Below are 13,723 nucleotides of genomic sequence, written 5' to 3' on the forward strand. Positions count from 1 at the left end.
TGATTAAGCTCTTTTGTCATCGCCGTTTGTCGTTATGTGCCAAAGTGTAGCAAGCAGGTCTTAAAATATCTTTTCAAAACCGTATAGAAAGACAATAAGTTTCTTTATTGTTCTCACAAGGCTTTTATTTTATTCGTTATCAATAACGATATAACTAAGGTGAAAACAGTTTATAAAAGTGAATTTAGCCTCACATTGTAAAAAATTTTGAAAAAAAGCAATCGATTCGCACTTTTTTTCACCATTTTAGTAGCCAGCCCTTGAAAAATGACTATAATTCGTTCGATTTTTTTAATCACGTTTATATAAACTTTTTTTAAATTCTTCTTTTTATTCATACTTAAAGGGTCCACACAATGGCAGTAGCAAAAAAAGCAGCAAATCCTGTTGCTCAACTTGAGAAAGAAATTGCACAACTTCAAGCTAAATTAGCTAAAGCAGTTGCTAAGCAAGCCGCTGATGCAGCCAAGAACGCCGCTAAAGCAAACAAGGCAGCAGCTAAAACTAAAGCCGCTCTTGCTTCAGCTTCCAAAAAGCTGGCTAGCGCTAAAGCAAAGAAAACTCCTGCTGCTAAGCAACAAGCTGCTAAAGCCAGCAAAGTTGTAGCTGCTGCTAAAGAAGCTAATACTGCTGCTAAAGCTGCTGCTAAAGCTGCCAAAGCTGTATTGGTTGAAACTAAAGCTGCTGCTAAAAATGCTGCTGCTCAAGCTAAAGTAGAAGCTGCTGCACAGAAAGCTCAAGCTAAAGTAGCCGCTGCTAAAGCCAAGAAAGACGCCGCTAAAGCTAAGGTAGCTGCCAAGAAAGCCGCTGCTAAAGAAAAAGCTAAAGCTAAAAAAGCTGCTGCTAAAGCTAAACTAGCTGCTAAGAAAACTGCCGCTAAAGAGAAAGCAAAGGCCAAGAAAGCCGCTGCTAAAGCTAAACTAGCTGCTAAAAAGGCTGCCAAGAAAACCAGTAAAAAAGCAGCGCCTAAAAAAGCGGCTAAAAAAGTAGCTAAGAAGCCTGCTAAGAAAGCGGCTCCAAAAAAGGCTAAAGCTAAAAAAGCTCCAGCCAAGAAAGCTAAAAAAGCCAAGAAGAAGTAAGTTTTTTAGCTGAAGCTAAAAAAAGGCCGCCTATCGCGAGATAGGCGGCCTTTTTTGTTGTTCTGTCATTCCCACAAATAAATGTCATTCCCGCGAAGGCGGGTATGACGTTTTTTTTGGCGGGGGGATTAGCGCCGTCTTGCGCCTAGTTTGATGGTGCTTCGGCCATTGCCACCCACGCGACAATCGGCCTGGTAATGTAAGGCCTTGCCGGCTGGGTTACTGGCATCAAAAGGGATAATAGCCACATAACCAGACTCTTCACCACCCAACAGCTCAGGTATTTCATCTTCCAGAATAACAACAGACTTCATCTTTTTGGTTTTCCGTTTCACTTCACCAATACAGACCGCCACAATAGCATCCTTGTCTATTGCTTTGCTGATATCCGCTTCGCCCTCTTCATCCACCCGGCAATAAGCTTTAAAGTTGCGCTGGTTACCCTCGGGGTCATTGGCCTTAAACGGAATTTCAAAATTGAATACATTGCCATCCACGCTCTGGGCACTGGCCTGCTCCGCGATTTCAACGGATTTCATCAGCAGTGTTTCTGTTAGCAAGCCGTCCATGCAGATAGCCAGGGCACCGGGCGCCAGCAACTCAATAGCGACTTCGCTATCACCTTCGGCATCAATCGTACATAAGGAGCCATAGCGAATAATCGAACCGATACGGTTTTTGACATCAAAGGGCAGCTCTATACGAAATGTATTGGCTGTAGCCACAGGCAAGGGATTAATCGCCTCGCTATCAATTTTAATGCGACCATAAAGAATGGCCTCAGCACGTAAACTGTCGCGACAGATGGCCACCGCGCCAGCTTCTTCAAGCACCACATCAAGCTGGGTTTCACCCTCTTTTTCTACCTGGCAGTGGGCGCTGTAAAGCACATCATTGCCCAGCTCGCTTTGTGCGGTAAAAGGCAGGCTGTAGTTATAGCTATATGCCAGCGCTGCCGGTGAGGGCTGCTCCAACACTTGTACATCATCCAATCCATCCGTCGCCTTATTAAAGGCATTGAAGCACAGTTGCAGTGCCTGCTCGCCACTGACGCCAATCTCTTCAATGACTACGGTTTTGTTTTTCTTTTGGGCTTCTTTGGAACGCTGCTCGGCGATTAAATCCGGGACATTACCGACTACGGGGTATTGGTAGCTCAAATTGTAGGTTTTACGGTTTGCATCGCGGCAGGTAATTACAAAATAATAGTTCTCAGCGGTATTCTTACGCACGATCATTTCACCGGCAACCACGGTCTGGCAGCGCTCAGTGTTTTCAGCATCCCGGGCTGCGGCTAATAATTTGGGCTTTGCGGAGGCATATTTTTTCGGCAGCCACATGCGCTTGGCATCAACCGCGAAAGCCCAGTGACCCGAGCATAAACTCGCTACCAACAACCCGCGTAATAAGGACATATCAAGCTTCAATTGACTGATAATTTAAGTCTACAGTATAGACAAGCATCCGTTAAAATGAGCCGTGAAGCAGTGCATTTTTATTAATTCCCCAAGAGGGGAACTTATAAAACAAAACGCTGCCATAAAACCCCAAGTATTTACATCTATCTTAAGCATATTTAACCCCACATTTATGGAGAAAAATGCTCGACATGTTATATAATCGTTAGATTCCAGAGGTCGTACGCATCGGCCCGCCAGCAACGCCTGCATTCAAACTATCCACCAAAGGATAGGTTCATCACAAAAGGACCACCACCTTGCCAGCGAATTACGCCCCCCTAGTTAGACCCGTTGCCATCATTGCCATCGCTATACTGATTGCAACCGGCCTCTATATTAACCGCCCCGCCCCTGAGCAGATTGAGGTGGAGCGCCTGCCACTGTTAGTGAATGCCGCCAAAGCCGTTAAAGAAGATATTCGGGTTTCCGTTCGGGCCCAGGGCATAATTACTCCCCGCACCCAAACCACACTGATTGCCGAAGTCTCTGGCCGTATAACCTCTGTAGCGAAAGATTTTAAAGCCGGTGGTTTCTTCCAAAAAGGCGATATTATTCTGAGTATTGACCAGCGTGACTATCTGGCCAACCTGAAGCGCGCCGAAGCTGCCGTAGCCAGCGCCAAAAGTAACCTGGCCTCAGAAAAGGGCCGCGCCGAGGTTGCCTATAAAGACTGGGTAAAATATAAAAGCTCTGTAGAGCGCAGCAAAGCCGCCAATGACCTTGCCCTGCGCAAACCACAACTGGAAGATGCACAGGCGAAACTGGATTCAGCCCTTGCAGACCTGGATAGTGCCAGGGATCAATTAGACCGCACGATCATTCGCGCCCCCTATGATGGCCTGGTCAGGTCCAAAAAAGTAGATATTGGTCAATACGTCAATGTGGGGGTGGTGATGGCAGAAACCTTTGCCATCGATTTTGCCGAGCTGCGTATGGCCCTGCCGGAAAACAAATTAAATTACCTGGAATTACCTACCCTGGCTGACCGCGACCTGGCGGTACATCCCAAGGTAGATTTACAGGCTGAAATAGGCGGTACCGTCAGGCAGTGGCAGGGCAAGATTGTACGTACCGAAGGCGTATTTGATGAGCGCAGCCGAGCCCTGTTTGCCGTAGCTGAAATTGACGACCCCTATGGTATTAACAGTGACCACCCTGCAGAACTGCGTATTGGTACCTTTGTTGATGCCAATATAGAAGGCCGCCTGATTAACGACCTGATTCCCCTGCCCCGTCACCTGTTAAGGGCGGGCAACTATCTGTGGGTTATAGATGACCAACAGCGTTTACAAAATCGTAAGGTTAATATTTTACGTACCGAAGGTACTGATATTTATATTAGCCAGGGCTTAAATGAAGGGGAGTTAATCAGCCTGTCTAATATTGCCGGCGCGATTCCAGGTACCAAGGTCCGTATTGCCACGATCACTGAAACGACACGTTTAACAGAAGAACCTGCGCTGCCAGAAGCCGCCCCCACAGAAGACGATAAGCCCCTTAATCTGGCCCCGGCCAGCCCAAACACAGACTCACCTGCACTGCATGATGAAAACAGCAGCGACAACGACGCTGCTAAAAAGGATCAAGCGGTATGAGTGAAGCCAGTCATAAAGGCGTTATCGCCTGGTTTGCCCGCAACCCCGTAGCGGCTAATTTATTAATGCTGTTTATTTTTATTGTGGGGGGCAATGCCGCCTACAATATTCAGCGCGCCCTTAACCCGGAAATTGTTGTTGATGTTATCACTATCAATATGGCTTACCCGGGTGCAGCACCACTGGAAGTGGAACAGGGTTTGGTATTAAAAATTGAAGAGGCCATTAAGGATATTGATTCAATCAAAAAGGTAGAGTCTACCTCCAGGGAGGCTGCGGCCTCCGTTAACCTGACTATTTATGAAGGCTATGATGTACTGGCGGTACTCGATGAAGTTAAGTCAGCTGTCGACTCGATTAGTAGTTTTCCGGAAGAAGCAGAAAAGCCCGTTATCAAACGATTACAGTTTCGCGAGCACGCCATTTACATCCAGCTTTACGGCAATCTGGATGAGAAAGCGCTTAAAACCCTGGCAGACGAAGTTAAAAACGAATTGTTACAGGAACCGGATATTGCCTATGCTGAAATACAGGGTGACAGGGACTATGAAATTACCATTGAAGTCACTGAACTTACGCTGCGCAAATATAACCTGACGTTGGACCAAGTGGCCCAGGCCATTCGCAACTCTTCTGTGGATATGCCCGGGGGCTCAGTAAGAACTGAAAACGGCGATATTATGCTGCGCACCAAGGGGCAGGCCTATGGGCAGTATGATTTTGAGCGCGTGGTACTGATTACCCAACCTGACGGTACCCGCCTGACCCTGGGCGATATTGCCACTATCAAAGATGGCTTTGTGGAGACCACCGGCTTTGCACTGTTTGATAATGAACTCAGCCTATCGATTAAGGTCATGGCTGTGGGCGACCAGGATACCATTACTGTTGCACAGGCCGGCAGGGATTACGTAGAGAAAAAGCGCCCCAACCTTCCCGCAGGCGTCAGCATCGATTACTGGGCTGATATTACTTATTACCTGGAGGGCCGGCTGGATATGATGCTTAAGAACCTGGCGCTTGGAGCACTGCTGGTGTTTATCATTCTGGCCCTGTTTTTAGATATCAAACTGGCATTTTGGGTGATGGCGGGCTTGCCCGTGTGTTTTCTCGGCACGTTTATTTTCATGCCGATGGAGTTTGTTGATATCACCCTGAATATGATCAGCCTGTTCGGGTTTATTTTGATTTTAGGGATAGTAGTAGATGACGCGATTATTATTGGCGAAAGCGCCTATACCGCCACCGAAGAAAAGGGCCACAGTGTTGATAATATTATCGAAGGCGCTTTAAGGGTTGCCACACCGGCCACCTTTGGCGTACTGACAACCATTGTCGCGTTTATGCCAACACTGTTTGCCGAAGGGGTATTCGCTGTTTTCCCCGAGGCAATGGGTTGGGTAGTTATTTTATGCCTGATATTTTCACTGATCGAATCCAAGTGGATTTTGCCTTCACACCTGGCCCATAGTAAACCTTCGCACGAGGGTATCTGGGGCACCTTAAACCGTTTCCCTGACCGCAATAACCAGCGGCTTAATCAATTTGTGCAAAACAGCTATATGCCCTTTTTGATGAAGTGCATTAGCAATCGTTACACCACCCTTGCCACGTTTATAGCCATGCTAATTATTATTGGCGGTTTGCTGGCCGGCGGCATTATTCGCTTTGTACTGATTCCCGGTATGCAGGGGGATTTTATTCACGCCGAACTGGAAATGGTAGAGGGCACTACCGATGTGCAAACCCGGGAAGCCCACGACCAGATTATCGATGCTGTTTATCAATTGGATGAGCGCTATAAAGCGGATACCGGCAATGAAACCGGCATTGTGCATCATATTTTTTCCTGGGGTTATGATGGTCGCTTTTCCAACTCGATGATGGAGTTGACCAGAGCGGAAGACCGCAATCTGTCCGGCCATGAAATTTCTGAGCAATGGCGTGAACTGGTCGGGGAAATTCCCGGGGCCAAAGTCTTATCAATTAGTAATATGGAAGGCCGCGGCGGTGCAGCGATTGCCTTTAAATTGATTGGGCAGGATTTAGAACAGGTAAAACTTGCTGGCGCGGAGCTGGAGAAAAAGCTGGCTACTTACAATGGTGTTTATGATGTGCGCAATAGCGCCAGCGCCGTCCAGGATGAAATTATTATAGCGGTTAAACCCAAGGCCGAAGCGCTGGGCATTACTCAGGCCAATCTAGGGAAGCAGATTCGCCATGCCTTTTATGGTGCAGAAGCACAGCGTGTACAGCGAGAAGTTAATGAAATTAAAGTCATGGTTCGCTACCCCAAAAGCGAGCGTAGTCATATCGCCAGCCTTGAGAATATGTATATCAGAACACCTGGGGGTGACGAGGTACCGTTTAGCTCAGTCGCAGAAGTAGAAATCGCGCCGGGTTATGGCAAAACCACGCGTATCAATGGCGAGCGGGCGATTAAGATTAGTGCCGAGCTGGATAAAACCGTCTCTGAACCCACTAAAATTGTAGACGATATTATTAAAAACTTTATGCCGAAATTACAGGCCCGCTTTCCAGGTATCAGTTATAAATTGGACGGTGAAAGTGAAGAGCAGAGTGTATTATTTAGCAGTTTGTTTCAGGGCTTCGCCATTGCCTTGCTAGGTATTTATGCCCTGCTGGCCGTCCCCTTAAAATCCTATACCCAGCCGCTGATTATTATGTCGGTGATTCCCTTTGGCATTATTGGTGCTATGGTCGGGCATATGGTGGTTGGCATTGCTTTCGATATGATGTCATTTTTCGGCATTATCGCTTTATCGGGGGTAGTGGTTAATGACAGTTTGATTATGGTGGACTTTGTTAATAAGGCTCGGGGCAGCGGTGCCAGTAAGCTTGATGCCATTATTAACTCCGGTGCCAAACGCTTTAGAGCGATCCTGATTACCTCCCTGACTACCTTTTTTGGCCTGCTGCCAATGTTGCTGGAAACCAGCACGCAGGCCCAGCAAGTGATCCCTATGGCGGTATCGCTGGGCTTCGGGATTATTTTTGCAACGGTGATTACACTGTTACTGGTGCCTTGTCTTTATATGATACTGGATGATGTCTCTCGCCTTCTGGAAGGGAAGCAAAAGAGCGCCATCCCCGCGAACTAATCGCCATCCCCGCGAACTAATCGCCATCCCCGCGAACTAATCGTCATTCCCGCGAACTAATCGTCATTCCCGCGAACTAATCGTCATTCCCGCGAAGGCGGGAATCCAGCCTGCATGGTTATGCTGTCATTTTCGCTAAAGCGGAAATTGACAGCACTGGATTCCCCATAGTGTTTATAAATTTCATTCTGGCCGTATAATAGCAACACGGGTCACAGACTGAGAACAGGACAATGTTATGAGTGGGTTTACATGTATATCAGCGGCAGAAGCTAAAGCCATGATCGATAGTGGCACCCCAACCCTTGTCGATGTGCGAGATGCACAGTCCTATAATGCCTCGCATATTGATACAGCGATATTACTGGATAACAACAGCGTCGATAGCTTTATCGATACCACCGCAAAAGACACGCCAATTATTGTCTATTGCTTCCATGGTATGAGAAGCCAGAATGTGGCGAACTTTCTGGTTGAAAAGGAATTTACAAATATCTATAGCATGGATGGCGGCTATGAATTTTGGCGCATTCAGTATTAGGGCACCATACAATTCGAGCAATGCAGATAAAGACCCTGAGGGTCATTCATACTACGGGCAAAGCCTAACGTTTCTTTAAAGGGGGCCAACCACTGCTGAGCCTGTTGTAAAAAGCTGCTATTAACGCCGCTGGCTAATAGCAGGCCACGCAGCTGAACTTCACCGGTTAACTCCCTGATAAATTGCTCTTGCGGTGTCAGGGGGATTTCAATCAACTCTTTCGTATAGTCATCCAACTCAGCCAGGGCAGCGGCGGAAGCAATAGCCTGGTTCAGAGTACCTAACTGATCAACCAAGCCCAACCGATAGGCATCACTCCCCGACCAGACACGCCCTTTGGCCAATGCCTGTACTTCAGTTTTCGACATATTGCGCCCTTCAGCCACAATCATTAAAAACTGCGCATAGCCATGCTCCAGCAGGCTTTGTATTGAGCGGGCCGCAATCGGCTGCAGGGGGCGATCAATTCTCATCGCGCCAGCCATTGTTGTAGTGCCAACACCGTCAGTGGTCACACCAATGGCGGCCAGACTTTTATCCAGCGTAGGAAAGGCACCAAAAATACCGATAGAACCCGTTAAGGTAGTGGGCAAGGCCCAAATCTCATCAGCCCCGGCTGAAATCCAGTAACCACCGGAGGCAGCCATACTACCCATGGAAACAACCAGAGGCTTACCTTCAGCTTGTAATAACTCAAGTTCTTCACGAATAATATCCGAAGCAAAGGCACTACCGCCGCCGCTATCTATACGCAGTACTAACGCCCTAACAGTGGCATCAGTGCGCGCTTCGCGGATCAGTGAGGCCAGGGTATCACCGCCGATGGCGCCCGGAGGTTGCTCGCCATCCAGAATATTGCCAGCGGCAACAATCACTCCCACCCTGGCATCGCTGGCCGGTCTGGAGGATTCAATCTTTCTAATCCATAGGTAGCGTTCAAAACCAATACCCTGATACAGACCGTCTTCGTCAACGGCTCCGGCCACTTCAATCAAGTGACGATTGATTTCATCACGGGTTTTAACGCCATCAACCAAACCGGCTGCTACCGCCGCGGAAGACGCATTGCCCTGATAGTCTGCCAGGCGTTGGTCAAACTGGTTAATATACTCATTAATAGCCTTTGAGCTGATGTTTCTGCGCTCGGCAACGCCCCGGGTATATTCATTCCATAAATTGCCTAACCAAACCAGATTGGCTTGCTTGGCTTCTTCCGACATATTACTGCGAATAAAGGGTTCCATCGCCGATTTATATTCACCCACGCGAAATACATGGAAATCAACTTTTAACTTTTCCAGGGCCTGTTGAAAGTAATTGCGATACAAACCATAGCCATCGAGTAGTACTGCACCGTTGGGGTTGATATACACTTCATCAGCCTGGGCGGCCAGCCAATATTGGTCTTGCATAAAGTTATCGCCAACCGCAATAATTTTTTTGCCGCTATCGCGAAAGCGTTGCAGCGCTGGCGTAAGCTCCTGCATTTTTGCCAGGCCGCCATAAAACATATCATCCAAGGATAATACCAGGCTGGTGATGCGCTTATCCTCAGCGCCGTAGTCAATGGCATCAATCACATCTTGCAATAGAGTCTCGTACTGGGAGGGGTCGCTCTCTCCAAGAATCATCGCAATAGGATCGACATAATTTTGCTGGTCTACCAAACCACCCTGAATATTTAATACCAGAGCTCCTTTATCAGGCACAGAGGGAATCTCACCGCCGGAAAAAGCCAGAAACAAAACACCTAACACCACTAAAAATAAAAGATTGGTAACCAACATCCGCAGCGCCGAAAGAAACTTCATCAGGCGACGAAAATTGCGACGTAAAAAACCTGCTTTTTTCTCTTCCATTGTTCGTTACTTCTCCGGCTCTGTGGCAAGCTGTTTGAGTTCGCGGGAACGCCAGCGAATATATAACATGGCAGCAATAAACACACTGACCACCAAAAAGACTTCAACCACCGTTAATACCGAGCTACAGGCAAAGGCAATGGCTACCGAGGCAATAAACATCACCAGCAAGATCAGGCTAAGCCAGATATAAGAACGTATATTTTGTTTGAGCATACCCGGCAAAAAAACCAGTAACAAAGCCAACTGAACGCCCAACACAGCCCAATTGGGTTCACGGTTACAACTGGGTGACGCCACCGTATTTAATACCAATACGAGGATTAGCAGCCAATAGCTCAATTGTGCTACCTGCCAGCTGCGCTTTGCCAATATTGTATAGTCGTTAGGCATTAGAACTCTCTCAAGATGATTTATGACTGCAAGGACAAGGCTATTGAAGCAACCCGCTTGCCAAGGGCGCGGCACAGGGCCAATTCATCCTGATCCAAAGGCCGGTCACTCTGCTGGCCTGCCATATGGCTGGCGCCATAAGGAGTGCCACCCGACTGAGTATTCATTAGTTCAGGTTCGCTATAGGGTAAACCGGTGATCAACATACCATGGTGGAGCAACGGCAACATCATGGTTAGCAAGGTAGATTCCTGGCCGCCATGTAAACTGGAGGAAGAAGTAAACACTGCTGCGGGCTTATCAATCATGGCTCCGCTTAGCCACAAACCGGAACTACCGTCGATGAAATATTTTAACGGTGCCGCCATATTGCCAAATCGAGTGGGACTGCCCATCACCAGGCCCGCACACTGCTGCAAATCTTCGGCACTGCAATATAGCGGGCCGTCGTCAGGGATATCATCAGCTACCGCTTCACAGTCAGTGGAAACCGCCGGCACTGTACGCACGCGGGCTTCGATACCACTGACCTGCTCTATACCACGGGCCACCTGCTGCGCCATTTCAGCCACAGCACCGTGACGGCTGTAATAGAGAACGAGAATATAGGGGGATGCCATGGTGCGATTAAACCAGCGCTAAGGCGTTTTCTGGCGGGCGGCCTAACACCGCCTTATTGCCTTTAACCACAATGGGACGCTCAATCAGCTTGGGGTGAGCGACCATGGCCGCAACCAGCTGTTCATCACTCAAACTGGCATCTTTCAGCTTGTTTTCTTTATAAGCATCTTCACCTTTGCGCAGCAGTTCACGGGCTGAAATACCTAACTTTTTCAGTAAGCCATTAATATCATCGGCACTGGGTGGCGTTTCAAGGTACAAGACTATATCCGGGCTGACGCCGTTATCTTCTAACAATTGCAAGGTCTGGCGAGACTTGGAACAGCGAGGATTATGATAGAGAGTAACTGAGCTCATGGTAGGGATATCGTCCTATGGTAATTGACTGTGTATACTGCGAGGCATTATACACGAGACGTCTTCCAGACAAGAGCCTTGATGAACAGGGAGAGGCCCAAAGTGCGCATACCCTCACTACAGGATATTTTAAAATTAGTTCGCTACGTACAAAAGCGCTATGTAGCTGATGGCTGCAGCCACAGCGCAGCAGCCCTGACCTATATGAGCCTGTTTGCGCTGGTACCGTTGCTGACAGTGATGTACGCCATTCTCTCGGCAGTGCCCGCTTTTCAGGAGGTGGGCGCGCAAATCCAGGCGCTGATCTTTGACAACTTTGTGCCCGCCACCGGTGCGGAGGTGGAAAATTATCTGGTCCAGTTTTCCGATAAGGCAAGAAAACTGACCGGTGTCGGTATTGCCTTTCTCGGTGTTACCGCCATCCTGATGTTAAAAAATATTGAAAAGACCTTTAACGCCATTTGGAAAACCCGGGAAAACCGCCACGGTCTTTCCAGCTTTTTATTGTACTGGGCCATCCTTAGCCTGGGGCCCATCTTTATCGGCTTGGCTATCGGTATCAGCACCTATCTGGCCTCACTGGCGGTGATGTTCGACAATGTCGATAAGATAGGTATTGGCCAGCACCTATTAAGACTAATGCCCTACTTCCTGACCTCGGCAGCTTTTACTTTACTGTTTGCTGCCGTACCCAATTGCAGAGTACCCATTAAACACGCACTAATCGGTGGATTGATTACCGCGCTGGTGTTTGAAGTCGCCAAACAATTATTTACCGGCATTGTTTCCAATACCAGTTATCAAACTATCTACGGCACCTTCGCTGCTATTCCATTATTTTTATTATGGATCTACTTATCCTGGCTGATTGTTTTAGCGGGTGCAGAACTGGTTTATGCCATCAGTGGCTTTAACTCCCTGGACGACGATAACTACAGCGATATGGTGATGACATTAAGTGTTATCGAATTACTATGGCAAAAACACCAGCAGGGCAAGACCGTCAGCGAGCAGCACCTATTACAAAGACCCTGGTTATTTGATCGGCACAGCATTTCCGCCGAACGCTGGACACCTCTGCGTGACAAACTCTTTAAAGGTGGCTTATTACGCAATGCCGAGGCCGGGCACTTTATCCTGGGCCGTGACCTGAATAACTTTACCCTCTGGGATTTAATACAATTGATGGGCAAGGCACCGGAAACACGCACCGATACCAATAGCCCGGCACCTTTATGGTTTCAGCGTTGCGCTGAACAAATAGAAGCGGCCAAACAAAACAACCTGGTTATGCTGAACACACCACTGGCCACATTATTTACCGACACAACTGACGACGAATAACCCATGCAAAAAAAAATCACCACCCTTGCCTTTTTACTGACCGCAATATGTTTAACCGGCTGTGGCAAAAGCGACTATCAAGACTATCTGGGCAATAGCGGCAATTTCAGCGACTACAAAGGTAAGTGGATAATCATTAACTACTGGGCCGCCTGGTGCAAACCCTGCATTGAAGAAATACCGGAGCTTAATCACCTGGCGGAAAAACATGCTGATAGCGTTGTGTTATTGGGTATAGATTACGATGGTAATCAAGCAGAGAAACTACAACAGAATATCGACAAACTAGGTATTACCTTTCCGGTTTTAACCAGCGAGCCCACTGAAATATTGCACTATCAACGCCCTAAGGTTTTGCCCACAACTTTTATTTTTAATCCTGAAGGTAAATTACACCGTACATTAATAGGACCACAAACCGAGCAAAGTTTACTGGACGCGATGAATTTATAGACTGAGCGGCAAAGCGAATAAATATGTCAAACCAAAATATTGTTATCATCGGCGCCTCAGGCGGATTGGGTTCTGCCTTTGTCAATTTTTTTGCCGACAATCCAGACAATACGGTCTATGCGTTCTCTCGCTCAGAAATCAAAAATCAATTAGCCAATGTAATTGTCGGTCGAATCGATTACGCAGATGAAATTTCAATCCAGCAAGCTGCGGAGCAGAGTGCCCAAAACGGGCCATTGGACTGCGTGATTGTTGCCACTGGTATGCTTCACGGCACAGACTTAATGCCAGAAAAGTCACTGCGCGACTTAACTGCAGAAAAATTTCAACACAGCTTTCTCGCTAACACCATCGGCCCGGCGTTGATTGCCAAGCACTTTTTACCCAAGCTTCAGCGTAAACAGCGTGCAGTATTTGCCGCGCTGTCAGCGCGTGTTGGCAGTATCGAAGATAACCGCCTGGGTGGCTGGTATGCCTATCGCGCCTCCAAAGCGGCATTGAATATGCTAATTAAAACGGCCAGCATCGAAATTGCCCGGCGCCAACAACAAACCATCGTGGTGGGCCTGCACCCCGGTACCGTTGATACGAATTTATCACAACCCTTTCAGCAACGAGTTCCCAGCAACAAACTGTTCACTACAGAATATTCGGCGCAACGCTTGATTTCAGTGTTAAATGAATTGTCTGAGCAAGATAGCGGTAAAGTATTTGCCTGGGATGGTAGCGAGGTACCTTTTTAAGACACTGGGTTCTATTCATCTACGCCTAACGTCACCGCTAAGCTTTAGCAACCTGCCCGCCCACAGCCCAGGTGGATAATAACTTCTATACTTTTCTTTATTGCTTAATAATTAGCTGATATTTTTAATTGATACATAAACTGATAAAAAAGTTAC

At 47.6% G+C, this 13,723-nt stretch carries 12 protein-coding genes; 7 read left to right on the top strand and 5 right to left on the bottom strand.

The features are described 5' to 3' along the window. Positions 1–356 precede the first annotated feature (356 nt). Entirely contained in the window at positions 357–1,079 is a 723-nt protein-coding gene (locus P8H32_RS02350) for a hypothetical protein (RefSeq protein WP_301088375.1), read from the top strand. A 128-nt stretch (positions 1,080–1,207) separates the two neighbouring features. Here P8H32_RS02350 and P8H32_RS02355 read toward each other — a convergent pair whose 3' ends face one another. Beyond that, complete coding sequence (locus tag P8H32_RS02355) at positions 1,208–2,494, bottom strand: hypothetical protein (protein WP_297291466.1); 1,287 nt, start codon at positions 2,492–2,494, stop codon at positions 1,208–1,210. A 302-nt stretch (positions 2,495–2,796) separates the two neighbouring features. Between P8H32_RS02355 and P8H32_RS02360 the strand changes: the two genes are divergently transcribed. From P8H32_RS02360 to glpE, 3 genes are all read left to right on the top strand, one after another. Further along, complete coding sequence (locus P8H32_RS02360) at positions 2,797–4,134, top strand: efflux RND transporter periplasmic adaptor subunit (protein WP_301088376.1); 1,338 nt, start codon at positions 2,797–2,799, stop codon at positions 4,132–4,134. After that, a complete protein-coding gene (locus P8H32_RS02365; protein WP_301088377.1) occupies positions 4,131–7,256 on the top strand; it encodes an efflux RND transporter permease subunit in 3,126 nt (1,041 codons plus the stop codon). The genes P8H32_RS02360 and P8H32_RS02365 overlap by 4 nt, the downstream gene beginning before the upstream one ends. Positions 7,257–7,494: 238 nt before the next feature. Next, the gene (gene glpE / locus P8H32_RS02370) at positions 7,495–7,797 is read left to right on the top strand and encodes a thiosulfate sulfurtransferase GlpE (RefSeq protein ID WP_297293658.1); all 303 of its coding nucleotides are present in this window, start codon (positions 7,495–7,497) and stop codon (positions 7,795–7,797) included. Here glpE and sppA read toward each other — a convergent pair. The 4 genes from sppA to arsC are packed head-to-tail and all read right to left on the bottom strand — an operon-like array spanning position 7,794 to position 11,027. Next, on the bottom strand, positions 7,794–9,656 hold the full coding sequence (sppA, locus tag P8H32_RS02375; protein ID WP_301088378.1) for a signal peptide peptidase SppA: 1,863 nt from the start codon (positions 9,654–9,656) through the stop codon (positions 7,794–7,796). The genes glpE and sppA overlap by 4 nt on opposite strands. 6 nt (positions 9,657–9,662) lie before the next feature. After that, the gene (locus P8H32_RS02380) at positions 9,663–10,049 is read right to left on the bottom strand and encodes a DUF2069 domain-containing protein (RefSeq protein ID WP_297293662.1); all 387 of its coding nucleotides are present in this window, start codon (positions 10,047–10,049) and stop codon (positions 9,663–9,665) included. Between the two features lie 20 nt (positions 10,050–10,069). Further along, positions 10,070–10,669: an NAD(P)H:quinone oxidoreductase gene (gene wrbA, locus P8H32_RS02385; protein ID WP_301088379.1), complete on the bottom strand. Its 600-nt coding sequence runs from the start codon at positions 10,667–10,669 to the stop codon at positions 10,070–10,072. Between the two features lie 7 nt (positions 10,670–10,676). After that, the gene (gene arsC / locus P8H32_RS02390) at positions 10,677–11,027 is read right to left on the bottom strand and encodes an arsenate reductase (glutaredoxin) (RefSeq protein WP_297293666.1); all 351 of its coding nucleotides are present in this window, start codon (positions 11,025–11,027) and stop codon (positions 10,677–10,679) included. A 102-nt stretch (positions 11,028–11,129) separates the two neighbouring features. Here arsC and P8H32_RS02395 point away from each other — a divergent pair, with 102 nt between their 5' ends. The 3 genes from P8H32_RS02395 to P8H32_RS02405 are packed head-to-tail and all read left to right on the top strand — an operon-like array spanning position 11,130 to position 13,567. Further along, entirely contained in the window at positions 11,130–12,371 is a 1,242-nt protein-coding gene (locus tag P8H32_RS02395) for a YihY family inner membrane protein (protein WP_297293668.1), read from the top strand. Positions 12,372–12,374: 3 nt separating this feature from the next. Next, positions 12,375–12,824 (top strand): TlpA disulfide reductase family protein, encoded by a 450-nt coding sequence (locus P8H32_RS02400; RefSeq protein ID WP_301088380.1) that lies wholly within the window; start codon positions 12,375–12,377, stop codon positions 12,822–12,824. A gap of 23 nt (positions 12,825–12,847) precedes the next feature. After that, a complete protein-coding gene (locus tag P8H32_RS02405; RefSeq protein WP_301088381.1) occupies positions 12,848–13,567 on the top strand; it encodes an SDR family NAD(P)-dependent oxidoreductase in 720 nt (239 codons plus the stop codon). The last annotated feature ends 156 nt before the right edge of the window (positions 13,568–13,723 follow it).

The organism is Oceanicoccus sp. (assembly GCF_029238675.1).
GTDB lineage: Bacteria > Pseudomonadota > Gammaproteobacteria > Pseudomonadales > Dasaniaceae > Oceanicoccus.